At 66.2% G+C, this 22,838-nt stretch carries 25 protein-coding genes; 16 read left to right on the plus strand and 9 right to left on the minus strand.

Annotated elements, in window-relative coordinates; translation table 11 throughout:
• The first annotated feature begins 10 nt into the window (after positions 1 to 10).
• The 3 genes from E4487_RS19585 to secB are packed head-to-tail and all read left to right on the plus strand — an operon-like array spanning position 11 to position 1,206.
• Positions 11 to 424, plus strand: coding sequence for a rhodanese-like domain-containing protein (locus E4487_RS19585; protein WP_175254166.1), 414 nt, complete (start codon positions 11 to 13; stop codon positions 422 to 424).
• A 1-nt stretch (position 425) separates the two neighbouring features.
• Positions 426 to 686, plus strand: coding sequence for a glutaredoxin 3 (gene grxC / locus E4487_RS19590; RefSeq protein ID WP_037055283.1), 261 nt, complete (start codon positions 426 to 428; stop codon positions 684 to 686).
• Between the two features lie 28 nt (positions 687 to 714).
• Positions 715 to 1,206, plus strand: coding sequence for a protein-export chaperone SecB (secB, locus tag E4487_RS19595; protein ID WP_037055281.1), 492 nt, complete (start codon positions 715 to 717; stop codon positions 1,204 to 1,206).
• Between the two features lie 55 nt (positions 1,207 to 1,261).
• On the opposite strand, the gene trmL is transcribed toward secB, so the two are convergent.
• On the minus strand, positions 1,262 to 1,726 hold the full coding sequence (gene trmL, locus E4487_RS19600; RefSeq protein WP_037055279.1) for a tRNA (uridine(34)/cytosine(34)/5-carboxymethylaminomethyluridine(34)-2'-O)-methyltransferase TrmL: 465 nt from the start codon (positions 1,724 to 1,726) through the stop codon (positions 1,262 to 1,264).
• On the opposite strand from trmL, the gene E4487_RS19605 reads away from it, so the two are divergent.
• On the plus strand, positions 1,725 to 2,168 hold the full coding sequence (locus E4487_RS19605) for a hypothetical protein (protein WP_047586524.1): 444 nt from the start codon (positions 1,725 to 1,727) through the stop codon (positions 2,166 to 2,168). The two genes, trmL and E4487_RS19605, sit on opposite strands and share 2 nt — an antisense overlap.
• A 492-nt stretch (positions 2,169 to 2,660) precedes the next feature.
• Here E4487_RS19605 and E4487_RS19610 read toward each other — a convergent pair whose 3' ends face one another.
• Positions 2,661 to 5,039: a penicillin acylase family protein gene (locus E4487_RS19610; protein WP_175254167.1), complete on the minus strand. Its 2,379-nt coding sequence runs from the start codon at positions 5,037 to 5,039 to the stop codon at positions 2,661 to 2,663.
• 123 nt (positions 5,040 to 5,162) lie between these two features.
• Here E4487_RS19610 and E4487_RS19615 point away from each other — a divergent pair, with 123 nt between their 5' ends.
• The gene (locus tag E4487_RS19615; RefSeq protein ID WP_150606936.1) at positions 5,163 to 6,167 is read left to right on the plus strand and encodes an AraC family transcriptional regulator; all 1,005 of its coding nucleotides are present in this window, start codon (positions 5,163 to 5,165) and stop codon (positions 6,165 to 6,167) included.
• A 68-nt stretch (positions 6,168 to 6,235) separates the two neighbouring features.
• Here E4487_RS19615 and E4487_RS19620 read toward each other — a convergent pair whose 3' ends face one another.
• Positions 6,236 to 6,817, minus strand: a complete 582-nt coding sequence (locus E4487_RS19620) for a DUF6436 domain-containing protein (protein WP_037055269.1) — start codon at positions 6,815 to 6,817, stop codon at positions 6,236 to 6,238.
• Between the two features lie 125 nt (positions 6,818 to 6,942).
• On the opposite strand from E4487_RS19620, the gene E4487_RS19625 reads away from it, so the two are divergent.
• Positions 6,943 to 7,884, plus strand: a complete 942-nt coding sequence (locus E4487_RS19625; RefSeq protein WP_175254168.1) for an alpha/beta hydrolase — start codon at positions 6,943 to 6,945, stop codon at positions 7,882 to 7,884.
• Here E4487_RS19625 and E4487_RS19630 read toward each other — a convergent pair.
• A complete protein-coding gene (locus E4487_RS19630; protein ID WP_134676378.1) occupies positions 7,881 to 8,648 on the minus strand; it encodes a hypothetical protein in 768 nt (255 codons plus the stop codon). The two genes, E4487_RS19625 and E4487_RS19630, sit on opposite strands and share 4 nt — an antisense overlap.
• A gap of 124 nt (positions 8,649 to 8,772) precedes the next feature.
• On the opposite strand from E4487_RS19630, the gene E4487_RS19635 reads away from it, so the two are divergent.
• Positions 8,773 to 9,396: a 2OG-Fe(II) oxygenase gene (locus E4487_RS19635; protein ID WP_047584779.1), complete on the plus strand. Its 624-nt coding sequence runs from the start codon at positions 8,773 to 8,775 to the stop codon at positions 9,394 to 9,396.
• A gap of 55 nt (positions 9,397 to 9,451) precedes the next feature.
• Here E4487_RS19635 and E4487_RS19640 read toward each other — a convergent pair whose 3' ends face one another.
• Entirely contained in the window at positions 9,452 to 9,988 is a 537-nt protein-coding gene (locus E4487_RS19640) for a DUF6160 family protein (protein ID WP_175254169.1), read from the minus strand.
• Between the two features lie 199 nt (positions 9,989 to 10,187).
• Here E4487_RS19640 and E4487_RS19645 point away from each other — a divergent pair, with 199 nt between their 5' ends.
• Positions 10,188 to 10,682 carry a DUF523 domain-containing protein gene (locus tag E4487_RS19645; protein ID WP_175254170.1) on the plus strand — a complete coding sequence of 165 codons (495 nt, stop codon included), beginning with the start codon at positions 10,188 to 10,190 and terminating at the stop codon, positions 10,680 to 10,682.
• Between the two features lie 72 nt (positions 10,683 to 10,754).
• Here E4487_RS19645 and serA read toward each other — a convergent pair whose 3' ends face one another.
• On the minus strand, positions 10,755 to 11,984 hold the full coding sequence (gene serA, locus E4487_RS19650; protein WP_037055255.1) for a phosphoglycerate dehydrogenase: 1,230 nt from the start codon (positions 11,982 to 11,984) through the stop codon (positions 10,755 to 10,757).
• 182 nt (positions 11,985 to 12,166) lie between these two features.
• Here serA and E4487_RS19655 point away from each other — a divergent pair, with 182 nt between their 5' ends.
• From E4487_RS19655 to E4487_RS19675, 5 genes are all read left to right on the plus strand, one after another.
• Positions 12,167 to 13,558 (plus strand): FAD-binding oxidoreductase, encoded by a 1,392-nt coding sequence (locus tag E4487_RS19655; protein WP_047584785.1) that lies wholly within the window; start codon positions 12,167 to 12,169, stop codon positions 13,556 to 13,558.
• A gap of 93 nt (positions 13,559 to 13,651) precedes the next feature.
• Complete coding sequence (locus E4487_RS19660; protein WP_037055251.1) at positions 13,652 to 14,317, plus strand: fumarylacetoacetate hydrolase family protein; 666 nt, start codon at positions 13,652 to 13,654, stop codon at positions 14,315 to 14,317.
• A 134-nt stretch (positions 14,318 to 14,451) separates the two neighbouring features.
• Positions 14,452 to 15,378: an SdiA-regulated domain-containing protein gene (locus E4487_RS19665; protein ID WP_175254171.1), complete on the plus strand. Its 927-nt coding sequence runs from the start codon at positions 14,452 to 14,454 to the stop codon at positions 15,376 to 15,378.
• Positions 15,379 to 15,470: 92 nt separating this feature from the next.
• Entirely contained in the window at positions 15,471 to 15,818 is a 348-nt protein-coding gene (locus tag E4487_RS19670; protein WP_047584788.1) for a NirD/YgiW/YdeI family stress tolerance protein, read from the plus strand.
• Between the two features lie 71 nt (positions 15,819 to 15,889).
• Complete coding sequence (locus E4487_RS19675) at positions 15,890 to 16,804, plus strand: SdiA-regulated domain-containing protein (protein ID WP_175254172.1); 915 nt, start codon at positions 15,890 to 15,892, stop codon at positions 16,802 to 16,804.
• Here the strand turns inward: E4487_RS19675 and E4487_RS19680 are convergent.
• Positions 16,801 to 17,136 (minus strand): YegP family protein, encoded by a 336-nt coding sequence (locus tag E4487_RS19680; RefSeq protein WP_037055242.1) that lies wholly within the window; start codon positions 17,134 to 17,136, stop codon positions 16,801 to 16,803. The genes E4487_RS19675 and E4487_RS19680 overlap by 4 nt on opposite strands.
• A gap of 106 nt (positions 17,137 to 17,242) precedes the next feature.
• Positions 17,243 to 17,695 carry a Cd(II)/Pb(II)-responsive transcriptional regulator gene (cadR, locus tag E4487_RS19685; protein ID WP_037055241.1) on the minus strand — a complete coding sequence of 151 codons (453 nt, stop codon included), beginning with the start codon at positions 17,693 to 17,695 and terminating at the stop codon, positions 17,243 to 17,245.
• A gap of 80 nt (positions 17,696 to 17,775) precedes the next feature.
• Here cadR and E4487_RS19690 point away from each other — a divergent pair, with 80 nt between their 5' ends.
• Together E4487_RS19690 and E4487_RS19695 are read left to right on the plus strand one after the other, a co-directional pair.
• Complete coding sequence (locus E4487_RS19690; protein ID WP_175254173.1) at positions 17,776 to 20,004, plus strand: heavy metal translocating P-type ATPase; 2,229 nt, start codon at positions 17,776 to 17,778, stop codon at positions 20,002 to 20,004.
• Positions 20,005 to 20,015: 11 nt separating this feature from the next.
• Positions 20,016 to 20,363, plus strand: coding sequence for a DUF3703 domain-containing protein (locus E4487_RS19695; protein WP_175254174.1), 348 nt, complete (start codon positions 20,016 to 20,018; stop codon positions 20,361 to 20,363).
• 78 nt (positions 20,364 to 20,441) lie between these two features.
• Here E4487_RS19695 and rpiA read toward each other — a convergent pair whose 3' ends face one another.
• Positions 20,442 to 21,113 (minus strand): ribose-5-phosphate isomerase RpiA, encoded by a 672-nt coding sequence (gene rpiA / locus E4487_RS19700; protein ID WP_037055230.1) that lies wholly within the window; start codon positions 21,111 to 21,113, stop codon positions 20,442 to 20,444.
• A 162-nt stretch (positions 21,114 to 21,275) separates the two neighbouring features.
• Here rpiA and ilvA point away from each other — a divergent pair, with 162 nt between their 5' ends.
• Positions 21,276 to 22,790: a threonine ammonia-lyase, biosynthetic gene (ilvA, locus tag E4487_RS19705; protein WP_037055227.1), complete on the plus strand. Its 1,515-nt coding sequence runs from the start codon at positions 21,276 to 21,278 to the stop codon at positions 22,788 to 22,790.
• The last annotated feature ends 48 nt before the right edge of the window (positions 22,791 to 22,838 follow it).

The raw sequence follows: 22,838 nt of genomic DNA on the forward strand, positions 1-22,838 counted from the left end.
GGCCCTACAGATGTTCGCCAACCTGATTGAATTCATCATTAACCACTATGTACTGAGTGGATTGTTCGCCGTTCTGCTGGTGCTGCTGATCGTCACCGAGATGCGCAAGGGCGGCCAGAGCCTGTCGAGCCGCGAGCTGACCGCGCTGGTCAACTCCGACAAGGGCGTGGTGCTCGATGTGCGGGGCCAGAAGGAATTCTCCGCCGGGCATATCGTCGACGCGCTGCACATCCCCTACGACAAGGTGACTGCACGCATCGCCGAGCTGGAAAAACACAAGTCCAGGACCATCGTCGTCGTCGACGCCGCTGGCCAGCACGCCGGCACCATCGCCCGCGAGCTGCAGAAGGCCGGCTACACCGCTGCCAAGCTGTCCGGCGGCATCGCGACCTGGCGCGCCGACAACCTGCCGCTGGTGAAGTGACATGAGCACGGTGGTCATCTACTCCAGCGACTGGTGCCCCTACTGCATGCGGGCCAAGCAACTGCTGGCCAGCAAAGGGGTGGATTTCGACGAGATTCGTGTCGACGGCCAGCCGGCCGTGCGCGCGGAGATGACCCGCAAGGCCGGACGCACCTCGGTGCCGCAAATCTGGATCGGCAGCACCCATGTCGGTGGCTGTGACGATCTCTATGCCCTGGAGCGCGCCGGCAAGCTCGACGCCCTGCTGCAGAGCCCCGCTTGAAACCGCAACGTTAAGGAAGGCAAACGCCATGACCGAGCAAGCCAACAGCGGCGCCGCCGCTGCCGAGTCGCAAAACCCGCAATTCTCTCTGCAGCGTATCTACGTCAAGGATCTGTCCTTCGAAGCGCCGAAGAGCCCGGAAATCTTCCGCCAGGAGTGGACGCCGAGCGTCGGTCTGGACCTGAACACGCGCCAGAAGGCCCTGGAAGGTGACTTCCACGAAGTGGTGCTGACCCTGTCGGTGACCGTCAAGAACGGTGAAGAAGTGGCCTTCATCGCCGAAGTGCAGCAGGCCGGCATCTTCCTGATCAAGGGCCTGGACGCCGCGTCCATGAGCCACACCCTCGGCGCCTTCTGCCCGAACATCCTGTTCCCTTACGCTCGTGAAGCGCTGGACAGCCTGGTGACCCGTGGTTCGTTCCCGGCACTGATGCTCTCTCCGGTCAACTTCGATGCCCTGTACGCCCAGGAACTGCAGCGCATGCAGCAGGAAGGCCAGGCCGAGACCACTGCCCACTGAGGCGAGCGGCTCGGATGAAAAAAGCGCCCTCAGGGGCGCTTTTTCTTTATCCGCTTCATTCGCTGTCGGCGAAGCCGTTCTGGCGCCAGGCCTCGTAGACGGTCACCGCCACGGTGTTGGACAGGTTCAGGCTGCGGCAGCCGGCGCGCATCGGCAGGCGCACGCGTCGCTCCACCGGCAGTGCGTTGCGTATCTCTTCCGGCAGGCCCCGGCTTTCCGGGCCGAACAGGAAGGCGTCGCCGGGCTGGTAGGCGACCTCGTGGAACGGCTGCGAGCCCTTGGTGGTGAAGGCGAACACGCGCGGCTGACCGATGCTGTCCAGGCAGCTCTGCAGATCGGCGTGGCGTTCGAGCGTGGCATATTCGTGGTAATCCAGCCCGGCGCGACGCAGGCGCTTGTCGTCCAGCTCGAAACCCAGTGGTTCGATCAGGTGCAACCGACAGCCGCTGTTGGCGCACAGCCTGATAATGTTGCCGGTATTGGGCGGGATTTCCGGTTGAAAGAGGATGACGTGGAACATGCAGCACTCCGAGCACTGGGATGAGCGCCATTCTACGCCGCCTGAGGATCCACGGCCGCGTTTGCGCTGGCGTTTCATGGCCTCGGTGATGCTCATCGCCTTTCTCGTCGGCAGCATGATCGGCCGCGCGTTCGACCCGCCCCGCTTGCGTATCGAGCAGGTCGAGCCCTGGGAGCAGGGGGTGCAGCTCTGGTTCAACCGCGAGCCGCAGGCGCTGGCCGAGCACGCCGACGGTGCGCTGAGGTATCGCTTCGAGGATGCCTACGGACGTGTCCGCGAGGGGCGCCTGAGCTTGCCGCTGGGCTTGGTGAACTGGCGGGTGGAGCGCGACGGGCGGGACCTGCTGCTGGTACTGGTGTCGCCCCGTCCGCTGGACGGGGAGTGGCGCGGTGCGCAGGAGGATGGACGCTGGCGCGTGCAGCTGGCGCTGCGTCCCAGATAAAGAAGGGGATTCCCCGGCCTGCCTGTACCAAGGTCCCCGAAACGGGTAACGCCGTGCCCATGGATGAGCGGCGGCGGACTGCCATGACGCGGCGTTCGCGTCGAATAAAGAGGGGATTCCCCGGCCTGCCTGTACCAAGGTCCCCGAAACGGGTGACGCCGTGCCCGTGGATGAGCGGCGGCGTACTGCGGTGACGCGGCGTCCGCGTCGAATAAAGAAGGGGATTCCCCGGCCTGCCTGTACCAAGGCCCCCAAAACCTGGATTGCCTTAGCCTATGCAGGGCGTGTGCCAGTTTTCTTACATGGGCGTGAAGCCCTTGTTTCCTGGGGTTTGCGGCGCAGTGGGGAGCGCAGAAGGGCGGTCTTTGCGGGTGCTGTGCACCAGCGTGCAGCGTGATGCACCGGCGGCGCACCACGCTGTGAGTGGGACAGGCCCGGCTGCGCGGATGAAGGCTGGTCGTTGCGACGCAGCAGGCGCAGGCCGGGTGGTGCTCAGCGGGGCAGCAGCCTGAGCGTGCCCTGGCTGTTGGCCGTCACGTCCGCTTCGCTCAGGTGCTGCGGACGGTAGATGCCCAGTACATGGCCGGCGGCCTGGTCGGCGTAGTGCGGGTCGAACGGCACGCCGCTCTGGCCCACGGGGTTGCTGCCGAGTGCCGTGCTGGCATCGGCCAGGTCGACCAGGCGGCGGGTCGAGGGGCCGTAGACCACCTGCCAGGGGGCCGGACCGATCTTGTGCGAGAGGTTGTTCGGCACCTCGTGGCTGCCCGGGGCGGCATACGGGCCGGCATTCAGCAGCCAGGCCAGTGGCTGCTGCTGGCCCAGCGGGTGCGTGTGGGTCAGGGTATGGGCGCGTCCCCATTGCCAGGCGGCAGGATCATCACCGAACTGCTCGCGCAGATGTGCCAGGCTGGCGCGCCAGGCGTCGGCGACGATCTGCGCACGGGTTTCCTCGCCGCTGCCACCCTGGCGATGCCACCAGGGCGACGTCGCATCGGCGGTCAGGCGCGGCAGGGCGACGTCGAGCACGCGGCTTTGCAGCAGGCTGTCGAAGAAGGCGTCGCCCAGCTCATCGGCCATGGCCTCGTGAGCCAACTGATAGAGCAGCTGGTTGAACAGGGTGGCGCTCACCGAGTCCAGCGGATGTTCACCGTTCCAGTCGGCGAGGGCCTGCACCATGGCCTGCTCCTGCTCGCCCTGGGTGGCGGCGCGCAGCTCGTCGAGGATCGGCGTCAGCACGCGCATGGGGTAGTCGGTGCCGGTATCGAGCTGCAGGGCCTGGCTGTTGTGCAGGTCCCACTTCACCGAGGCGTCGCTCAGGCGCTGATTGAGGCGCTGGCCACGGTCGGGCAGGTTGTAGTAGCCGGGAATCTCGATGCCGCTGGCCGGCACCGGCTGGTAGTTGGCCGAGACGATGTAGCCGCGTGCCGGGTTCTCTTCCTGCGGGTTGGCGCTGAAGGGGTGGTAGCCGAGCTTGTCCGCCTCGGCGCTGGCACCGTCGAGAATGAAGGTCGGGTTGACCCCGGCCGGGCGCAGCGGCAGCTTGGCGGCCGCCCACCAGCCGATGTCACCGGCGGCATTGGCCCAGACCACGTTGAGGCCGGGCGCTTCGATCTTCTCGGCGGCGGCGCGGGCCTTGTCCAGGGTATTGGCACGGTTCAACTGGTAGAAGGCGTCGAGGATCGGGTTGTCGGTCTCCAGGAAGGCCCACCACATGGCGATTGGCGTACTGCCGCTGGTCTGGCCCAGGGCGTCGTTGATGATCGGTCCGTGCGGCGAGCGGCGCAGGGTGAGCTGCACGGGCGCAGCATTCTTGACCTGAATGGTCTCCGTGCGCTGCTCCAGGTCGACCCAGCGGCCCTGGTACCAGACCTGGTTGGGGTTGTCCGGGTTGACGCGCTCGGCGATCAGGTCGAGGTCGTCGTTCTGGAACATGGTCAGGCTCCAGGCGAAGTCCCGGTTGTGGCCGAGCATGGCACTGGGGATCAGCGCGTGGTGGTAACCGTAGAGTTCGTAGCCGGGCGCCTGCAGATGCGCCTCGTACCACACCGCCGGGAGCGAGAAGCGAATGTGCGGATCGCCGGCCAGCAGGGGTTTGCCGCTGGCGGTGCGGCTGCCGGACACGGCCCAGGCGTTGCTGCCTTCGAACTGCGGCAGGCCACTGTCGGCCAGGGCCGTGTCGCTGAGCTGGGCGAGAGCGGAGAGGTCCTTCCAGTCGCCGGCGCTCAGGGCGCTGCCGACTACACCGTCCGGGTGCCAGTCGAGATCGAAGACCTTGAGGTAATCCGCGCCCAGGCTGTCGCGCACGTGGCTCATCAGGGGCTCGGTACGCAGCGCAGCGGCGAAGCTGTAGGCCATGTAGCCGGCGACGCTCAGGGTGTCGGCGACGGTGAAGGGGCGCGGCTCGATGCCCAGCAGGTCGAATTCCACCGGTAGCGGGCGGCTGGCCTGGTACTGGTTGATGCCATCGAGGTAGTTCTGCAGGGCCTGCACGGACGGGCTGTCGGCATCCAGGCGGGTGGCATAGGTATCGGCGTGGCGACCCAGCTCCAGGGTGCGGAACAGGCGGTCGGTAGGCACAAGCTTCTCGCCCAGCACTTCGGCCAGTTCGCCACGGGCCAGACGCCGCAGCAGCTCCATCTGGAACAGGCGGTCCTGGGCGTGCACGTAGCCCAGGGCGCGATACAGGTCGGCCTCGTTCTCGGCACGGATGTGCGGGACGCCCAGTTCGTCGTAGTTGACCGTGACCGGGGCGTGCAGCTCGCTGAGCACCAGCTCGCCATCGCGCTGCGGTTGCTTGTCGTGCAGGTACCAGGTCAGGCCGCCCGCTGCGGCGGCAACGAGCAGGGCAAGGGCGGTCAGGGAGCGTTTCATCGAGCGGTCCTTGTTGTTATGGGAGATGCGTCGGGCTGCATTCTGCGCAGAAGCCGTGGCGACAGCATTGACCAGATGCTGCAGTGGTGAAAGTCTATGGTCAATTCATGCCGAGGAGCCAGCATGGCCACCCACGAGTTCGTCGCCCTGACCCATTCGTCGACGTTGCGCCGCCTGCTCTACGAGGCCCTGACGGCACTCGGGCTCGACCCGACCCACACCTATCGGCAGGCATATGCCGGTGTGGCCCTGGCCGCGCCGCTGCTGGAAGCGCGTGAGGACCACGACAACGCGCCGCGCTTCTGGCAGGCGCTGGAGGGTATCACCGGCGATGCCGACATTGGCCTGCACCTGGGGGAAATGATGCAGCCACGGCCGATGGACGTGGTCGGCTACCTGCTCCTGGCCGCCCGTGATCTGCGCCAGGGGCTGCAGGCCTTCGTGCGTTTCCAGCACATCCTCTCCGGTGGTTTCGCCGCGCGGCTGGAGGAGGAGGGCGAGCAGGTGCGCCTGGTGATCGACCTCAACTACCGCGAGGTCGGCTCGTTGCGTCAGCAGATGGAATGCCTGGCGGTGTTGCTGATGAAGATGCTCGCCGCTGCCAGCGGTGAACTGCCGCTGCTCGGCGTCGACTTTCGTCACCGCGCGCCACGCAGGCTGGGCGAGCATCGGCGCCTGCTCGGCGTCGAACCGCGCTTCGCGCAGGTGCACGATGCGCTGATCCTGCCCCGTGCGCTGCTCGCGCGACCGTCGCGCAGCGCCAGCCCACGCTTGTTCGAGGTGCTCAGCGAGGAAGCCGAGAAGCAACTGGCCGGGTTGGTGGAGAACCAGCTGCTGGCACGGGTGCGCTACTGGCTGGAGCTCAATATCGGCGCCACGACCTGCACGCTGCAGGCGTGCGCGCAGGCCCTGGGCAGCAACCGCAGTGCCTTGCAGCGAGCGCTGAGCGAGCAGGGCAGCAGCTTTCGGCTGCTGCACGATGAAGTGCGGCGGTTGTGTGCGTTGCGCCTGCTGGATCAGGGCCTGAGCGTGCGAGAGGTCGCACGGGCCTGCGGCTTCGCCGAACTGTCACCGTTCTACCGGGCCTTCCGCCGCTGGCAGGGCGGCACACCACGCGGTCGAGGCTGATGACGGGCGCTGAAGCAAGGTGGGCTTGCCGGTCGACGTTCTGGTGGCGGCGTAACCCAGCCTGCGGGTCAGTCTTTGTTTGCCTCGGCCCATTCGCAGAAGCACCCGACCGCCAGGGTGTTGCTGGCGCCGACCTTGCGCCCGGCCTCCAGGGCTTCGAGTATGGGCTCGATGAAGCTGTTGCTGGAGTTGCACACCAGCCCTTCGCTGTAGGGGCCGAAGTAGGCCAGTTGGCCCTCGCGGTCCCAGATCGCCACCGCCGGGCTGGCGGGCAGCTCGGCGCTGCCTGGCATCTCGTCGATCGGTTGCAGCGCCGCCAGTTCGGCGGGCAGGCGACCCTGGCTGCCGGGCTTCTGTACCACGTGGAACTGTACGCCTCTGGGGGCGTAGTGCTCGATCAGCTCGGCCAGGTGCTGCTGGTTGCCGACGTTGCAGGGGCAGGCCGGGTCCCAGAAGTGCACCAGGCGAATCTCGCCAGGGCCGGACAGCGCTGCGGGCAGTTGCAGTGCGGCGCCGGAGAACACCGCCGCGCGCTCATCGAAGGTGCGCAGGTAGCGGGTCTCGAACCAGCGATAGGCCAGCAGCAGGCCGACCAGGCAGGCCAGGACGAACAGGGCGACGAGCAGGTTCTTGCGTGACAGGCGAGGCATGGTGCGGATCGCGACTAAAAAAGGGCGTGTAGCTTGCCACGATGCGCCGGGCAGCTGAATATCGCAGCATTCGAGGAGATGTCGACGGGTTCGCCCCTGGCAACCTGCAACTTACGGAAAGCCTCATGTCTGAGCCGTTTCAACCCGAACAACTGCGCCCCCTGCTGCGCCCCTTGGCCGCAGCGCGCCTGGACCTGCCGGCGCTGCAGGCCTACCGCAGCTTCTATGGCCTGGATCTGGGCGGTCGCTACGCCGGGCTGGACAGCCGGCTCGGCAGCTTCAATGCCGCCGGCTATCAGATCGCCGTGCAACTCTGGGCACCGGCCGAGCCGCGTGCGACCGTGCTGCTGTTGCATGGCTACTACGACCACATGGGGCTCTATCGCCATGTGATCGATTGGGCGCTGGCCATGAATTTCGCCGTGCTGGCCTGCGACCTGCCCGGTCATGGCCTGTCCAGCGGGGCGCGGGCCAGCATCGGCGACTTCGCCGAGTACCAGCAGGTGCTCGCCGGCCTGTTCGGGCAGGCCGCCGAACTGGACCTGCCGCAGCCCTGGCACCTGTGTGGGCAGAGCACGGGTGGGGCGATTGCGCTGGATTACCTGTTGGCCGACGGCAAGCGGCCGGAACTGGGCCAGAGCATTCTGCTCGCGCCGCTGGTGCGGCCGCGTGCCTGGGGCTGGTCGAAGCTCAGCTACCGTCTGCTCAGCCCGTTCGTACGCGAGATTCCGCGGCGCTTCAGCGATAACTCCAGCGACGCGACCTTCATCGACTTCGTGCACAACCTCGACCCCTTGCAGCCGCGCAGCCTGCCGACCTCCTGGGTCGGCGCGCTCACCCAGTGGGTGCCGCGCATCGAGGCGGCCGGGCGCAGCCAGCACAGCCCGCTGATCGTGCAGGGCGAGCAGGACATGACGGTGGACTGGCACTACAACCTCGGGATTCTGCAGGACAAGTTCCAGCAGCCGAGCATCCTGCGCCTGCCCGAAGCGCGTCATCACCTGGCCAACGAGAGCGAGGCGTTGCGGAAACGCTACTTCGACTTTCTCCGCGAGCGCCTGGCCTAGATGCCCTGTGGCGCCGGCTCCAGGTCGGCGCTGCTCATGCCCACGGCAAGGCCGGCGCGCAGGGCCTTGAGGGCGGCCTGGTAGTAGGCCTTGCCCGCTGCCGACTGGGCGAATTCGACGAACTGCTCCAGTTCGGGATCGCTCAGGTCGCGATAGACGTGCAGCAGGGTGTTGTCCAGGTCCTGCTCGATCTGCCCCATCAGCCGTTCCCGCTGGCCGTTGAGCAGGCCTTGCGCCTGAGCGCCGCCGAGCAGGCCGGGGATCATCTGGCTGAGACTGTCGGCCGCCACGCCGGCGAGCGCCAGGCTGACCTCGGCTCCGGCTTCCTTGGCCGGCAGTGCCTGGGCCAGGTGGCGGATCAGCAGGCGGCGGGTGGCGTCGGCCTCGGTGCGCGGCAGGCCGTTGGCGTACTTGGCCAGCTGATCGCTGCGCGTGGCCAGTTGTTCGGCGGCGACGATCTTGCGCCCCAGTTCGCCCTGGAAGAAGGTCAGCGCCGGTTGCGGGTCGGCCAGCTCCATGCGCAGGGCATGCTGGGCGCGCTGATCGATGGCGGTGGCGGCGAAGCGGCGGTTGCTGTTGTCCACCAGCGCCTGATAGACCGCTGGCGGCAGGGTGCTGCGGTAGCGTTGCTGGGCGGCATCGAGGGCCTGGTTGAAGTGCTCACGCTGTTGCGGCCAGCCGGCGGCCTGGTACAGGCGCAGATGTTCATCGGCCAGGGCCGGCAGAGCCAGGCCGATCAGCAACAGGGCAAACAAAACGCGCATCGAGAAACTCCTTGGCAAACTATCCTGGCCGGCTGCATGGCCCTGCGGCCGGCTATTTTCGGTGGCTGGCGGAGGCTTGTCGAGCTATGTCTGGCGGGCCATCCGGCGCTGTACAATCGCCGCCATGAACGACATCGACCTGCAAGACCGCTTTGCCAACCTCATCGACGACCTCGCCAGCCAGGGCTGGTCGTTGCGGGAGCTTTTCGCCCCTGAGGTTCTGACCCGCGAACTGGCCGCAGAGTGCCGTAAGCGTGAGCGCCGTGGTGAGCTGAGTGCTGCCAGCGTCGGTCGTGGTGACGCCCAGCAGGTGCAGGAAGGCATCCGCGGGGATCGCATCCAGTGGCTGGAGCCGGGGCAGAGCGCCGCGTGCGACCAGTATCTGCAACTGATGGACGAGCTGCGCCTGACCCTCAACCGGGAGTTGTTCCTCGGGCTCGAGGACTTCGAGTGCCACTTCGCCTGTTATGAACCGGGGGCTTTCTACCTGCGCCATCTCGACCGCTTCCGTGACGACGATCGGCGCACGGTGTCGGCGGCGTTCTACCTCAATGACGACTGGCAGGTCGAGCAGGGTGGCGCGCTGCGCCTGTACCTGCATGACGGCCGTGAGCATGACGTCATGCCGCAGGCTGGCACCCTGGCGCTGTTCCTGTCCGGTGACATGCCCCATGAGGTGCTGCCGGCCAGCCGTGAACGCCTGTCGCTGACCGGCTGGTTCAGGCGCCGCAGCACGGACGTGCTCTGAGTCGACGGGCCGCCAGGCGGGTCCCCTGGCGGGGCGCAGCGGCTTGCCGGGGCGTTCAGTGTCCCCAGACCTTGATGGTGCCGTTGATGTCGCGCAGGTCGCGCACGGCGACGTTGCCGATGCTGTTGTCGCCGATGTACAGGTCGCTGGCCACGCGGGCGCGGATCACCAGTTTGCCCAGCGGGCCGAGTTGCTGGTTGATCGCGGTCAGGTTGGGCAGCTTCAGCTGCAGCTGGCTCTGGCCGCCGCTGCCCTTGACCACATCCACTTCCAGGGTCGGCACCTCGATGCCCAGGGCCGGAATGCTGGCGCCAAGCTGGGCCGGGCCGAGGAGGTAGCCGTCGCAATCGACAGGGGTGAGGCAGCCGTTGTCAATCTTCACGTTGCGCAGCGACAGGCTGCCGCCGTCGTCCTGCCAGCGTACTTCGTCGATGCGCGCCATCAGGTCGAGGCGGATGGTGATGCCGGCCTGGCCGCTGATCTGGCTCAGGCTCTCGTCCTCCAGTGCGCGCAGGTCGGCCTGGGCGAAAGGGGCAAACAGTGCCGCGTGACACAGCAGCGGCAGGACAAGCGTACGAAGTGCGATGGACATGAACGGGAACCTCCCTGGTTGGCCGCGCAAGTCTGGTGTGGCGCCGCCTGCCGCGCCATGGGCGAGCGCCGTTTCCCGCCGAAGGATAGGCCCGTACGTCCTGTGGGCAGCAGCGTGCAGGCAGTTTGCCAGACGCCTCGGCGTGGGCTGACAAGGGTGTTACTGCTGGTTACTCTGGTGGCAGCAAAGGAGAGAGTCGATGCAGAAGATCCTGGTCAGTCGCTGCCTGCTCGGGCATCGCGTGCGCTATGACGGAGGTGCCCATGGCCCCTTCGATCAGTTGCAGCGATGGCTGGGCGAGGGGCGGGTCGTGGCGTTGTGTCCGGAGGTGGCGGGTGGTCTGCCAACCCCGCGCGCAGCGGCGGAAATCCGTGGCGGTCGTGGCGGTGCGGTACTGGACGGTGAGCTGGCGGTGCTGACCGTCGAGGGCGAGGATGTCACCGCCGCGTTCGTCGACGGGGCCGAGCAGGCGCTGGCGCTGGTGCGTGAGCATGGCATCCGCCTGGCCCTGCTCAAGGCGCGGAGCCCGTCGTGCGGCAACCTGGAGAACTATGACGGCAGCTTCAGCGGCGTGCGGGTGGCGGGGGAAGGCGTCACGGCGGCCTTGCTGAAGCGCGCCGGGGTGAAGGTATTCAATGAAACGCAGCTGGACGAGGCGAGGGCCGAGCTGGTGCGGCTGGAGGCGTCCCGCTAGCCCGGGCCGGCGTGGCGTGCGCGCAATGAAAAAGGGAGGCCGAGGCCTCCCTTCTTGCTGGCTGCGGCGTGCTTAGAACAGTACGCGGCTGCGGATGGTGCCGTTGACGTGCTGCAGTTTTTCCAGCGCCAGGTCGGAGTACTCGGCGTCGACGTCGATCACCACGTAGCCGACCTTCTCGTTGGTCTGCAGGAACTGGCCGGAGATGTTGATGCCGTTGTCGGCGAACACCTTGTTGATTTCGCTCATCACGCCAGGGACGTTCTCGTGGATGTGCAGCAGGCGGTGCTTGCCCGGGTGTGCCGGCAGGGCCACTTCAGGGAAGTTGACCGAGGACACCGAGGTGCCGTTGTCGCTGTACTTGACCAGCTTCTCGGCGACTTCCAGGCCGATGTTGGCCTGCGCCTCGGCGGTGGAACCACCGATGTGCGGGGTCAGGATCACGCGGTCCAGGCCACGCAGCGGGCTGGCGAACTCCTCGTCGTTGGACTTGGGCTCGACCGGGAACACGTCGATGGCGGCGCCGATCAGGTGCTCGTCCTTGATGGCATTGGCCAGATGGTCCAGCTCGACCACGGTGCCGCGTGCCGCGTTGATCAGGATGCCGCCCTTCTTCATGGCGCGGATTTCCTTCTCGCCGATCATCCACTGGGTGGAAGGCAGTTCCGGCACGTGCAGCGAGACGATGTCGCACAGGCCCAGCAGCTCGTACAGATCGCCGATCTGCGTGGCGTTGCCCAGCGGCAGCTTGGTCACGGTGTCGTAGAAGAACACCTGCATGCCCAGTGCCTCGGCGAGGACCGAGAGCTGGGTGCCGATGGAGCCGTAGCCGACGATCCCCAGCTTCTTGCCACGGATTTCGAAGGAGTTGGCCGCCGACTTGATCCAGCCACCGCGATGGCAGGAGGCATTCTTCTCGGGGATGCCGCGCAGCAGCAGGATGGCCTCGGCCAGCACCAGTTCGGCGACCGAGCGGGTGTTGGAATAGGGGGCGTTGAACACGGCGATACCGCGCTCGCGGGCCGCGTCCAGGTCGACCTGGTTGGTGCCGATGCAGAAGCAGCCGACGGCGACCAGTTTCTTCGCACAGTCGAAGACCTCGGCGGTCAGCTGGGTGCGTGAACGGATCCCGATGAAGTGGGCGTCGGCGATCTTCTCTTTCAGCTCCTCACCCGACAGGGCCGTCTTGAGGTACTCGATGTTGGTGTAGCCGGCGGCCTTCAACGTGTCCACGGCGTTCTGGTGAACGCCTTCGAGAAGAAGGAACTTGATCTTGCTCTTGTCGAGAGAGGTCTTGCTCATCGGAGTACCTGTTGTCCCACGGGATGTTTTCAGGGAAGGGCTGAGAGGCTCAGCCAACGCCCGCGGATCGCTGCGTCGCTCGATTCACGGGGGACGTATGCTAGCATGTTCGCCATTTTCAATGCTCGGTTGCGACCTGAATGGTTCTCAGGGCGACCATGAATCCTTTGCGAGTTCACGTGATGACTACCGCGGCCCAGATCGAAGAACTGAAGACGCTGGTCGAGTCCGGCAAGGTGCTGACCGATGCCGATGCGCTGCAGACCTACGGCAAGGACTGGACCAAGCAGTACACCCCAGCCCCTTCGGCCATCGTGTTTCCCAAGACCACCGAGCAGGTCCAGGCCATCGTGCGCTGGGCCAATCAGCACAGGATTGCCCTGGTCCCGTCCGGTGGCCGTACCGGCCTGTCCGCCGCCGCCGTGGCCGCCCATGGCGAAGTGGTGGTGTCCTTCGACTACATGAACCGCATCGTCGAATTCAACGAGTACGACCGCACCGTGGTCTGCCAGCCGGGCGTGGTGACCAAGCAATTGCAGCTGTTCGCCGAGGAACAGGGCCTGTACTACCCGGTGGACTTCGCCTCCTCGGGTTCCAGCCAGATTGGCGGCAACATCGGCACCAATGCCGGCGGTATCAAGGTGATTCGCTACGGCATGACGCGCAACTGGGTCGCCGGCCTGAAGGTCGTCACCGGCAGCGGCGAGCTGCTCGAACTCAACCGTGACCTGATCAAGAACGCCACCGGATACGACTTGCGCCAGCTGTTCATCGGCGCCGAGGGCACCCTGGGCTTCGTCGTCGAAGCCACCATGCGCCTGGAGCGCGCGCCGAAGAACCTCACCGCGATGGTCCTCGGCACACCCGACTTCGACTCGATCATGCCGGTGCTGCATGCCTTCCAGGGCAAGCTCGACCTGACCGCGTTCGAGTTCTTCTCCGACAAGTGTCTGGACAAGATCCTCGCCCGTGGTGACGTGCCGGCGCCGTTCGAGAGCCGCACGCCGTTCTATGCCCTGCTGGAGTTCGAGGCACTCAACGAGGACGTGGCCAACGGGGCTCTGGCCACCTTCGAGCATTGCGTGGAGCAGGGCTGGGTCCTCGACGGTGTGATGAGCCAGAGCCAGCAGCAGCTGGAAAACCTGTGGAAGCTGCGCGAGTACATCTCCGAGACCATCAGCCACTTCACACCGTACAAGAACGACATCTCCGTCACGGTCGGCCAGGTGCCGTCGTTCCTCAGGGACATCGACGACATCGTCTCGGCCAACTACCCGGACTTCGACGTGCTCTGGTACGGCCATATCGGCGACGGCAACCTGCACCTGAACATCCTCAAGCCCGAGGCGCTGGGCAAGGAAGACTTCTTCGCCAGGTGCGCGGTGGTCAACAAGTGGGTGTTCGAGATCGTCGAGAAGTACAACGGCTCGATCAGCGCCGAGCACGGCGTCGGCATGACCAAGCGCGATTACCTGCAGTACAGCCGTTCCGAGGCGGAAATCGCCTGCATGAAGGCGATCAAGGCGGTGTTCGATCCCAACGGGATCATGAACCCCGGCAAAATCTTTAACTAAAGCTGCAAGCCTCAAGCGGCAAGCCGCAAGAAAAGCAGGGCGCGGATTCACTTGTAGCTTGGGGCTTGCAGCTTGTAGCTGCGGAGCAACCCAATGAGCTATCAGCACCAGTACGTCGACGGAACCACCGTCCACTTTCCCCTTGGCAAGGTCGTCTGCATTGGCCGCAACTACGCGGAGCACGCCAGGGAGCTGAACAACCCGGTACCCAGCGAACCGCTGCTGTTCATCAAACCGGGCTCCTGCGTGGTTCCTCTCGACGATGGCTTCAGCATCCCCGAGGAACGTGGTTCGGTGCACTATGAGGCGGAGATCGCCGTGCTGATCGGCAAGCCTCTGTCGAAGAAGCCGGATGCCGAGGAAGTACGCGATGCGATCAGCGGTTTCGCCCCGGCATTGGACCTGACCCTGCGTGACGTCCAGGCCAAGCTCAAGGAGAAAGGCTACCCCTGGGAAATCGCCAAGAGCTTCGACGGTGCCTGCGTGCTGGCGCCGTTCGTGCCGGGCGACGCCATCGAGGACCTGGCCGACATCGGCATTCGCCTGGAGATCAACGGCGAGACCCGTCAGGACGGCAACAGCCGTGACATGCTCAACCCCATTCTGTCGATGATCCAGCACATGGCCGGGCACTTCTCCCTGCAGCCGGGCGATGTGATCCTGACCGGTACGCCGGTTGGCGTCGGCGCGCTGAACAAGGGTGACGAGCTGGTGCTGGAGCTGGTCGGTCACAGTCGTTTCACCAGCCGCGTGCTATAAGGCTTCGGCACGCACTGTCGCGCCGGGTCCCGCTGCGGCCCGCTCGCCAGTGCGAGAGCAGGTTGCGCCCTGGCTGGTGCAACTTCTGGCGACAGTGGACGTCGTATCGTTCCCATGCAGTCGAGTAGTCGCCGATGTCCTCATCCTTCCCGCGTATTCGCCGCCAGGGCCTTTGCCTGGCGGCCCTGGCGTTCGTGGCGCTAGGCGCTCTGGTACTCACCCAGCATTGGGATGATCGTGCCCGGCTCTGGCTGCAGGAGCGCTCCACGCCCCTGGTCGATCGCCTGGCCAGCGTGTGGCTGCCGGGCTACCGCGCGGTGATCCAGGCCAAGGCCCTGAGCGGTCTGGACAAGGATGAGACCTCCGGGCTGACCTACAACCCGGCGACCAGGACCCTGTTCACCGTCACGGGCAAGCATCCCCTGCTGGTGGAGCTGTCGCTCCAGGGCGAGATTCTGCGGCGCATCGAGCTGAAAGGCTTCGCCAACCCGGAAGGCGTCGAGGTGATGGACAACGGCCTGATGGGCATCGTCGACGAACGTCGCCGCCAGCTCACCACCTTTACCCTGAAGGACGATGACCTGGCACTCGATGCCGCCGGTCTTGCCGGGTTCGACCTGGGCTTCGCCGATGCCGGCAACAAGGGCTTCGAAGGGCTGGGCTGGGATTCGCGCAGCCACAGCGTGATCCTGGGCAAGGAGCGTGGGCCGCTGGGCCTGTTCAGCCTGCCGTTCCCGGGCGAGGACGGTAGCGTCGGGGCGCTGCAGCCCCTGGCGGCGCAACATCTCGGGTTGCGCGACATCTCCTCGCTGAGTGTCGACGGGCGTACCGGCCACCTGCTGGTACTCTCCGACGAGTCGCGCATGCTGCTGGAAGTGGATCGTGCCGGCAGGCCGGTCAGCTTTCTCAGCCTCAATGGCGGCCTCAACGGGCTGGAGGACGGGATCGAGCAGGCCGAGGGCGTGGCCATGGATGAGGACGGCAACATCTATATCGTCGCCGAACCCAACCTGTTCTACGTGTTCAGCAAGCCCGCCGCGAAGGCGGGCCGAGCGGGGTGACGGATTAAGCTTGGCTTAAGCGCCGATTCAGTCTGGCTTCAGCTAGCGGCACTAATCTGACCCCGTCACTTACGAACAACGAGGTTCACGCCATGAAACGTACCGCTCTCGCCCTGATGGTCCTGCCGCTGCTCAGCACTGCCGCTTTCGCCACCGGCTACACCGGCCCCGGCGCCACGCCGCAGGTCACCACCGTATCCGCCGCGCTGCAGGCTGCCGACGATACCCAGGTGGTGCTGGAAGGGCAGATCGTCAAGCGCCTGCAGGACGAGCTCTATGAATTCAAGGACGCCACCGGCACCATTCAGGTCGAGATCGACGACGAAGACTGGCCGGCCCAGAAGGTCTCGGAAACCGCCAAGGTGCGCCTGACCGGTGAAGTCGACAAGGACTTCAACAGCCGTGAGATCGACGTCGACCGGGTCGAGCTGATCAACTGATCGTGACGTTCTGCATGCCCGCCGCAGCAATGCTGTGGCGGGCTTTTCCGTGGTCGTAAGAGAAAACCGCCATGCGCCGCCTGCTTTCCATCAACCCCTGGCTCTACCTGCTGCTGTTCGTCCTGCTGGGCGGTGCCGTGCTGGCCCAGCAATACCGGCTGTTCGAGCGCGCCTGGTTCTCGGTGCAGGAATGGCAGCATGGCGCGCAGTGGCGCGAGCAGTCGCTGTGGCTCGGCGACTACCGGGTGGTGATCGAGGCCAGGCCCATCGCCGATATCCGCGACGTCTCGGCACTGACCTACGATCCGGACCGGAGCAGCCTGTTCAGCGTCACCAACAAGCCGGCCAGGGTGATCGAGCTGAACCTGCAGGGCGAGCTCCTGCGCACGATCGACCTAGAGGGGTTCGGCGATCCCGAGGCCATCGAGTACGTGGGGCCAGGCACCTACGTGATCGCCGACGAGCGCGAGCAGCGTCTGGTCAAGGTGCGGATCGACGATGACACCGCTGTGCTCGACGCCGCCGACTTCCAGCAGCTGTCACTGGGCATCGGGCGCAACGGCAACAAGGGCTTCGAGGGGCTGGCCTACGACGCGCAGGGCCAGCGTTTGCTGGTGGCCAAGGAGCGTGATCCGGTGCGGATCTTCGAAGTGCTGGGTTTCCCGCACATCGACGAGAGCAAGCCGCTGGCGTTGCAGGTCAACACCGACCCGAAACGCGATGCGCGCCTGTTCGTCCGCGACCTGTCGAGCCTGGATTTCGATTCGGCCACCGGCCACCTGCTGGCCCTGTCCGACGAATCGCGGCTGGTGATCGAACTGAATGCGGCAGGTGAGCCGGTCAGCACCCTGTCGTTGCTGCGCGGCCAGCATGGCCTGCAGCACGGCGTGCCGCAGGCCGAGGGCATCGCTTCGGACCAGGCGGGCAATCTCTACCTGATCAGCGAGCCCAATCTCTTCTACCTGTTCAGGAAGCCGGCAGACTAGGCGCTCTGGTCGTCCGTCTCGGCGCCGGGTGCGTTGTTCTGCACGGACTCGATGCCGCCTTTGCAGGCCGAGGCGCTGCTGTACATCTGGCTTTGCCCGACGACCTGGCCGTTGGTGGCCTTGAGCACGAAATAGTGTTTGTCGTTACTCGATATCTTGGTCTCGAACGCCCCTTCGCGCTGGGCATTCTTCTTGACCGAGTCGATGCCGTTGAGCGCCGAGTCCTTGGCCTTGTACATCTCGCTGCTGAGAATGACCTGGCCATTGCCGGCCAGCAGATTGAAATAGAACTGGCCGTCTTTGGCCTTCTTCAGTTCGAACTTTCCAGACATGCGTATCTCCCTCTGGGAACCGGTGACATACCGTGGGTGTTGCACTGTGCAGAGCAAGCCTAGCCCAGTTCCCGCGATATGCGCGGATCGCTCGCGGTCGACAGGCTCAGTGCGAGTGGCTCTTGCCCACGTGGGTGTGGCCGTCATCCGGCAGCGGCTGCACGCCGCCGCTGGCGTTGAGCTGGCGCAGGATGCCGCAGTCCTCGGCCTCCTGCGGGCCGTTGCAGCGGTCACGCAGCTCGCTCAACTGGTCGCGCAGCGCGAGCAGGCTGTTGATGCGCGCTTCCACGTGCTCGATGTGTTCGTCCACCAGGCTGTTGATGCCGGCGCAGCTCTCGTGAGGCAGGTCGCGCAGGGACAGCAGGCGCTGGATCTCGTCCAGCGTCATGTCCAGCGTGCGGCAGTTGCGGATGAACACCAGGCGCTCGAGGTGCTCGCTGCCGTACAGGCGATAGTTGCCTTCGCTCCGCGCGGGTGCCGGCAACAGGCCCTCGCGCTCGTAGTAGCGGACCGTCTCGACCTGGCAGCCGGCCTTCTTCGCCAATTCGCCAATCTTCATGCGCAAGCCTCCTTTGGGGGTTGACCCTATAGTGACTACAGGGTGTGTACTCGGCAACAGTCACTTGAAGGAGAGTTGCCATGAGTCGTTGTTGCGACCATTCGCCCGAACCGTCACCCGTTCGTCACGAGCACGGCCATGATCACGATCATGCCGGGAATGAGCACGGCGCCGCGCAGTCGTCGTTCACCGACGAGCCGCTGACCGGGGCGGTCAATACGCGTATCCGCATCGAGCAGATGGATTGCCCCACGGAAGAACGCCTGATCCGCGATGCGCTGGGGCGTCTGCCCGGTGTGGCGGGGCTGCAGTTCAACCTGCTGCAGCGGGTGCTGACCGTCAGCCATGATGACGGTGCGCTGGCCCAGGTGTTGCCGGCCATTCGCGGCCTGGGCTTCACCCCGCAGCTGGAAGAGGACGATGCCGCGCAGGCAGCGGCCGCCGAGCCCGTGAAGAAGTCCGCCTGGCCGTTGCTGCTGGCTGCTGTCGCGGCGACCGCCTCGGAGGGCGTGCACTTTGCGACGCTGGGGCCTGACTGGCTGGTGGCGCTGCTGGCCATCACCGCCATCGGCCTGTGTGGCCTGACCACCTACAAGAAGGGCTGGATCGCCCTGAAAAACCGCAACCTCAACATCAATGCGCTGATGAGCATCGCCGTGACCGGTGCGGTGCTCATCGGTCAGTGGCCCGAGGCGGCGATGGTGATGGTGCTGTTCACCCTGGCCGAGCTGATCGAGGCGCGCTCGCTGGACCGGGCACGCAACGCCATTCGCGGGCTGATGGACCTGGCCCCGCCGCGCGCCACGGTCAGGCAGGCCGACGGCAGCTGGCAGGAGGTGGACGTGCAGGGCATCGCCGTGGATGCGCTGGTGCGCGTGCGCCCCGGCGAGCGCATCAGCCTCGACGGTGAGGTGGTCGGCGGCAGCTCGACGGTCAATCAGGCGCCGATCACCGGAGAAAGCCTGCCGGTGGAGAAGCGCGTGGGCGATCCGCTGTTCGCCGGCACCATCAACGAAGCCGGTTCGCTGGAGTTCCGCGTAACGGCGGCGGCGCGCGATACCACGCTGGCGCGCATCATCCATGCGGTGGAGGAGGCGCAGGGCTCGCGTGCACCGACCCAGCGCTTCGTCGACCAGTTCTCGCGCATCTACACCCCGGCGGTCTTCGCCTTCGCCCTGGCGGTCGCGGTGCTGCCGCCGCTGGTGATCGGCGGCGCCTGGCTCGACTGGATCTACCGCGCTCTGGTGTTGCTGGTGGTGGCCTGCCCCTGTGCGCTGGTGATCTCCACCCCGGTGACCATCGTCAGTGGCCTGGCCGCTGCCGCGCGCAAGGGCATCCTGGTCAAGGGCGGCGTGTACCTGGAGAACGGCCGTCATCTGGCCATGCTGGCGCTGGACAAGACCGGCACCCTGACCCACGGCAAGCCGGTGCAGACCGACAGCCTTCATCTCCTGGAGGCGGAGCAGCCGCTGCACGCCGTGTGGGCGGCGAGCCTGGCCGCACGTTCCGATCACCCGGTGTCACGGGCGCTGGCCCTGCACGCCGAGGAGCAGGGGCGGGCGCTGCGCGAGGTCGAGGCGTTCGCGGCACTGCCGGGGCGGGGCACCCAGGGGGTGGTCGACGGTACCCTACTGTACCTGGGCAATCACCGTCTGGTCGAAGACCTCGGGCTCTGCTCGGCGCAGCTGGAAGAGCGCCTGGAAACCCTGGAACGGCAGGGCAAGAGCGTGGTGGTGCTGTGCGACGAGCAGCGCGCGCTGATGCTCTTCGCCGTGGCCGATACGGTGCGCCAGAGCAGCCGCGAGGCGGTCGGTGAGCTGCACGAACTGGGCGTGCGTACCTGCATGCTCACCGGCGACAACGCCCACACGGCCGCCGCCATCGCCGAGCAGGTCGGTGTCGATGAGGCACGTGGCGACCTGCTGCCGGCGGACAAGCTGGCCTGGGTCGAGGCGCGGCAGGCGCAGGGCAAGGTGGTCGGCATGGTCGGCGACGGCATCAACGACGCACCGGCGCTGGCCAGGGCGGAGATTGGCTTCGCCATGGGCGCCGCCGGAACCGATACCGCCATCGAGACGGCAGATGTCGCCCTGATGGACGACGATCTGCGCAAGATTCCAGCATTCGTCCGCCTGTCGCGGCAGACTCACGCGATCCTGCTGCAGAACATCGTGCTGGCGCTGGGTATCAAGGCGATCTTCCTGGGCATGACCCTGGCGGGCGAGGCGACCATGTGGATGGCGGTGTTCGCCGACATGGGGGTGAGCCTGATGGTGGTGTTCAATGGCCTGCGCCTGCTGCGCAAATGAGGGCATCGAGGATGAACGAGAACTGGCAACTGGCCGTCGACGAGGCCTTCGCCCAGGCCCTGGCCGCCCTGGCCGACGCGCGGGCTGCCGAGGCACTGCCCTGGCTGGAGCGTGCGCATGTCCTCACCCAGCGTCGTCCCTGGCTACATGCCCGTGCGCACTGGCTGATGCTGCGCGCCGGTTGGCAGCTGGGTGATGTGCGCGAGGTGCTGGGGCAGCTGCCGCGCATCCTGGCGGCGTTACTGTTCTCGCGCCTCTGGGTACCGCTCGGCAACAGCGGGCGGGCGCGGGTCAGTGCGTTCAAGCCGATGCCGCTCAGCGCGGAGCTGCGCCGCCTGCTCGATCAGGCGACGCCGTAGCCCGGATGCAATCCGGGCGTTTCCGATGCGTCTGCCCCGGATGTCATGCGGGCCACGATTGACGCAACTGCTGGCGCCTCAGGGCTTGAGTGTCTTCACGCCTTCGGCCGTGCCGAGCAGCAGCAGGTCGGCCGGGCGAGCGGCGAACAGGCCATTGGTGACCACGCCGACGATGGCGTTGATATCGGCTTCCAGCTTCACCGGATCGGTGATCGACATGTTGTGCACGTCGAGGATGATGTTGCCGTTGTCGGTCAGCACGCCTTCGCGGTACACCGGGTCGCCGCCGAGCTTGACCAGCTCGCGGGCCACGTGGCTGCGTGCCATGGGGATGACTTCCACCGGCAGCGGGAAGGCGCCCAGCACCGGCACCAGCTTGCTGGCGTCGGCGATGCAGATGAAGGTCTTGGCCACGGCAGCGACGATCTTCTCGCGGGTCAGGGCGGCGCCACCGCCCTTGATCAGGTTGAGGTGCTCGTCGCTCTCGTCGGCGCCGTCGACGTAGAACTCCAGGTCACTGACGGCGTTGAGGTCGTAGACCGGGATGCCGTGACCCTTCAGGCGGGCAGCGGTGGCCTCCGAGCTGGCCACGGCGCCGTCGAAGTCCATCTTGTGCTTGGCCAGTGCGTCGATGAAGAAGTTGGCGGTGGAGCCGGTGCCGACGCCGACGATGCTCTTGCTGTCGAGGCGGGGAAGAATGTGGTCGACGGCGGCCTGGGCCACGGCCTGTTTCAGCTGATCCTGGTTCATCGCGGGTCTGTGCCTGGGAGTGAGGGAGACTTGAGGCGCGAATTATAGCCGCAAGTGCTGCGCCGACGGGGGCAAAACCCGCGTGTTTCGTATGGTCGCCCGGCGCGGCGCTGGGGTAGACTCGGCAGTCCCTTCCCAAGCCCGAACGCCTGCGAAATCGCCATGCTCGAACAGTACGTGAAGAAGACCCTCACCTCGCGCGTCTATGACGTCGCGGTGGAAACCCCGCTGCAACCCGCCCGTCAGCTCAGCGAGCGACTGGGCAGCCAGATTCTGCTCAAGCGCGAGGATCTGCAGCCGGTGTACTCGTTCAAGATTCGTGGCGCCTACAACAAGCTGGCGCAGCTGTCGCCGGAGGAGCTGGCACGCGGCGTGGTCACCGCCTCGGCAGGCAACCATGCGCAGGGCCTGGCCCTGGCCGCCAAGCACCTGGGCGTCAAGGCCACCATCGTCATGCCGCGCACCACGCCGGAGCTGAAGGTGCAGGGCGTGCGCTCGCGGGGCGGCAAGGTGGTGCTGCACGGCGACGCCTTCCCCGAGGCGCTGGCCCATTCGCTGAAGCTGGTGGAGGAGAAGGGCTACACCTACATCCATCCCTACGACGACCCGCTGGTGATCGCCGGGCAGGGCACCGTGGCCATGGAGGTGCTGCGTCAGCACCAGGGGCATATCGATGCCATCTTCGTACCGGTCGGCGGCGGCGGCCTGATCGCCGGTATCGCGGCCTACGTGAAGTACCTGCGCCCGGAGATCAAGGTGATCGGCGTCGAGCCGGACGACTCCAACTGCCTGCAGGCGGCGCTGGCTGCCGGCGAGCGCGTGGTGCTGCCGACGGTCGGGCTGTTCGCCGATGGTGTGGCGGTGGCGCAGATCGGCCAGCACACCTTCGACATCTGCAAGGATCACGTCGACGAGGTGATCACCGTCAGCACCGACGAGATCTGTGCGGCGATCAAGGACATCTACGACGATACCCGCTCGATCACCGAGCCTGCCGGTGCGCTGGCCGTGGCCGGGATCAAGAAGTACGTCGAGCGCGAGGGCGCCAAGGGGGCGGTGCTGGTGGGCATCGACTCCGGCGCCAACGTCAACTTCGACCGCCTGCGCCACGTCGCCGAGCGCGCCGAGCTGGGCGAGAAGCGCGAGGCGATCATCGCCGTGACCATCCCCGAGCAGCCGGGCAGTTTCAAGGCCTTCTGCGAGGCGGTGGGCAAGCGCCAGATCACCGAGTTCAACTACCGCTATCACACCGACCGCGAGGCGCACATCTTCGTCGGCGTGCAGACCCATCCGGAGAACGATCCGCGCCAGGCGCTGGTCGAGGGCCTGCGTGCGCAGGGCTTCCCGGTGCTGGACCTGACCGACAACGAACTGGCCAAGCTGCACATCCGCCACATGGTCGGCGGTCATTCGGCCGGGGTGAGCAACGAGATGGTGCTGCGCTTCGAGTTCCCCGAGCGGCCGGGCGCGCTGTTCAACTTCCTGCAGAAGCTGGGTGGGCGCTGGAACATCTCGATGTTCCACTATCGCAACCATGGCGCCGCCGACGGTCGCGTGGTGGCTGGCCTGCAGGTGCCTGACGACGAGCGGCACCTGGTTCCGGCAGCCCTGGACGCCATCGGCTATCCCTACTGGGACGAGAGCGAAAACCCCGCTTATCGCCTGTTTCTCGGCTGATACTTTCGAACCCGTAGGGCGGGGGTAACCCGCTGGAGCGCGTTGGCG

It is taken from the genome of Pseudomonas sp. BMW13, assembly GCF_013357275.1.
Taxonomy (GTDB): domain Bacteria; phylum Pseudomonadota; class Gammaproteobacteria; order Pseudomonadales; family Pseudomonadaceae; genus Aquipseudomonas; species Aquipseudomonas khazarica.

What these genes read in the sequence shown, in the direction of transcription:
- E4487_RS19635 (WP_047584779.1), top strand. Translation starts at nt 8,773, where the DNA reads ATGAACGACATCGACCTGCAAGACCGCTTTGCCAACCTCATCGACGAC.
- cadR (WP_037055241.1), bottom strand. Translation starts at nt 17,695, where the DNA reads ATGAAGATTGGCGAATTGGCGAAGAAGGCCGGCTGCCAGGTCGAGACG.
- E4487_RS19665 (WP_175254171.1), top strand. Translation starts at nt 14,452, where the DNA reads ATGTCCTCATCCTTCCCGCGTATTCGCCGCCAGGGCCTTTGCCTGGCG.
- E4487_RS19675 (WP_175254172.1), top strand. Translation starts at nt 15,890, where the DNA reads ATGCGCCGCCTGCTTTCCATCAACCCCTGGCTCTACCTGCTGCTGTTC.
- E4487_RS19625 (WP_175254168.1), top strand. Translation starts at nt 6,943, where the DNA reads ATGTCTGAGCCGTTTCAACCCGAACAACTGCGCCCCCTGCTGCGCCCC.
- E4487_RS19610 (WP_175254167.1), bottom strand. Translation starts at nt 5,039, where the DNA reads ATGAAACGCTCCCTGACCGCCCTTGCCCTGCTCGTTGCCGCCGCAGCG.
- E4487_RS19620 (WP_037055269.1), bottom strand. Translation starts at nt 6,817, where the DNA reads ATGCCTCGCCTGTCACGCAAGAACCTGCTCGTCGCCCTGTTCGTCCTG.
- E4487_RS19655 (WP_047584785.1), top strand. Translation starts at nt 12,167, where the DNA reads ATGACTACCGCGGCCCAGATCGAAGAACTGAAGACGCTGGTCGAGTCC.
- secB (WP_037055281.1), top strand. Translation starts at nt 715, where the DNA reads ATGACCGAGCAAGCCAACAGCGGCGCCGCCGCTGCCGAGTCGCAAAAC.
- E4487_RS19680 (WP_037055242.1), bottom strand. Translation starts at nt 17,136, where the DNA reads ATGTCTGGAAAGTTCGAACTGAAGAAGGCCAAAGACGGCCAGTTCTAT.
- E4487_RS19645 (WP_175254170.1), top strand. Translation starts at nt 10,188, where the DNA reads ATGCAGAAGATCCTGGTCAGTCGCTGCCTGCTCGGGCATCGCGTGCGC.
- E4487_RS19605 (WP_047586524.1), top strand. Translation starts at nt 1,725, where the DNA reads ATGCAGCACTCCGAGCACTGGGATGAGCGCCATTCTACGCCGCCTGAG.
- E4487_RS19695 (WP_175254174.1), top strand. Translation starts at nt 20,016, where the DNA reads ATGAACGAGAACTGGCAACTGGCCGTCGACGAGGCCTTCGCCCAGGCC.
- trmL (WP_037055279.1), bottom strand. Translation starts at nt 1,726, where the DNA reads ATGTTCCACGTCATCCTCTTTCAACCGGAAATCCCGCCCAATACCGGC.
- E4487_RS19670 (WP_047584788.1), top strand. Translation starts at nt 15,471, where the DNA reads ATGAAACGTACCGCTCTCGCCCTGATGGTCCTGCCGCTGCTCAGCACT.
- grxC (WP_037055283.1), top strand. Translation starts at nt 426, where the DNA reads ATGAGCACGGTGGTCATCTACTCCAGCGACTGGTGCCCCTACTGCATG.
- E4487_RS19615 (WP_150606936.1), top strand. Translation starts at nt 5,163, where the DNA reads ATGGCCACCCACGAGTTCGTCGCCCTGACCCATTCGTCGACGTTGCGC.
- rpiA (WP_037055230.1), bottom strand. Translation starts at nt 21,113, where the DNA reads ATGAACCAGGATCAGCTGAAACAGGCCGTGGCCCAGGCCGCCGTCGAC.
- E4487_RS19690 (WP_175254173.1), top strand. Translation starts at nt 17,776, where the DNA reads ATGAGTCGTTGTTGCGACCATTCGCCCGAACCGTCACCCGTTCGTCAC.
- serA (WP_037055255.1), bottom strand. Translation starts at nt 11,984, where the DNA reads ATGAGCAAGACCTCTCTCGACAAGAGCAAGATCAAGTTCCTTCTTCTC.
- E4487_RS19630 (WP_134676378.1), bottom strand. Translation starts at nt 8,648, where the DNA reads ATGCGCGTTTTGTTTGCCCTGTTGCTGATCGGCCTGGCTCTGCCGGCC.
- ilvA (WP_037055227.1), top strand. Translation starts at nt 21,276, where the DNA reads ATGCTCGAACAGTACGTGAAGAAGACCCTCACCTCGCGCGTCTATGAC.
- E4487_RS19660 (WP_037055251.1), top strand. Translation starts at nt 13,652, where the DNA reads ATGAGCTATCAGCACCAGTACGTCGACGGAACCACCGTCCACTTTCCC.
- E4487_RS19585 (WP_175254166.1), top strand. Translation starts at nt 11, where the DNA reads ATGTTCGCCAACCTGATTGAATTCATCATTAACCACTATGTACTGAGT.
- E4487_RS19640 (WP_175254169.1), bottom strand. Translation starts at nt 9,988, where the DNA reads ATGTCCATCGCACTTCGTACGCTTGTCCTGCCGCTGCTGTGTCACGCG.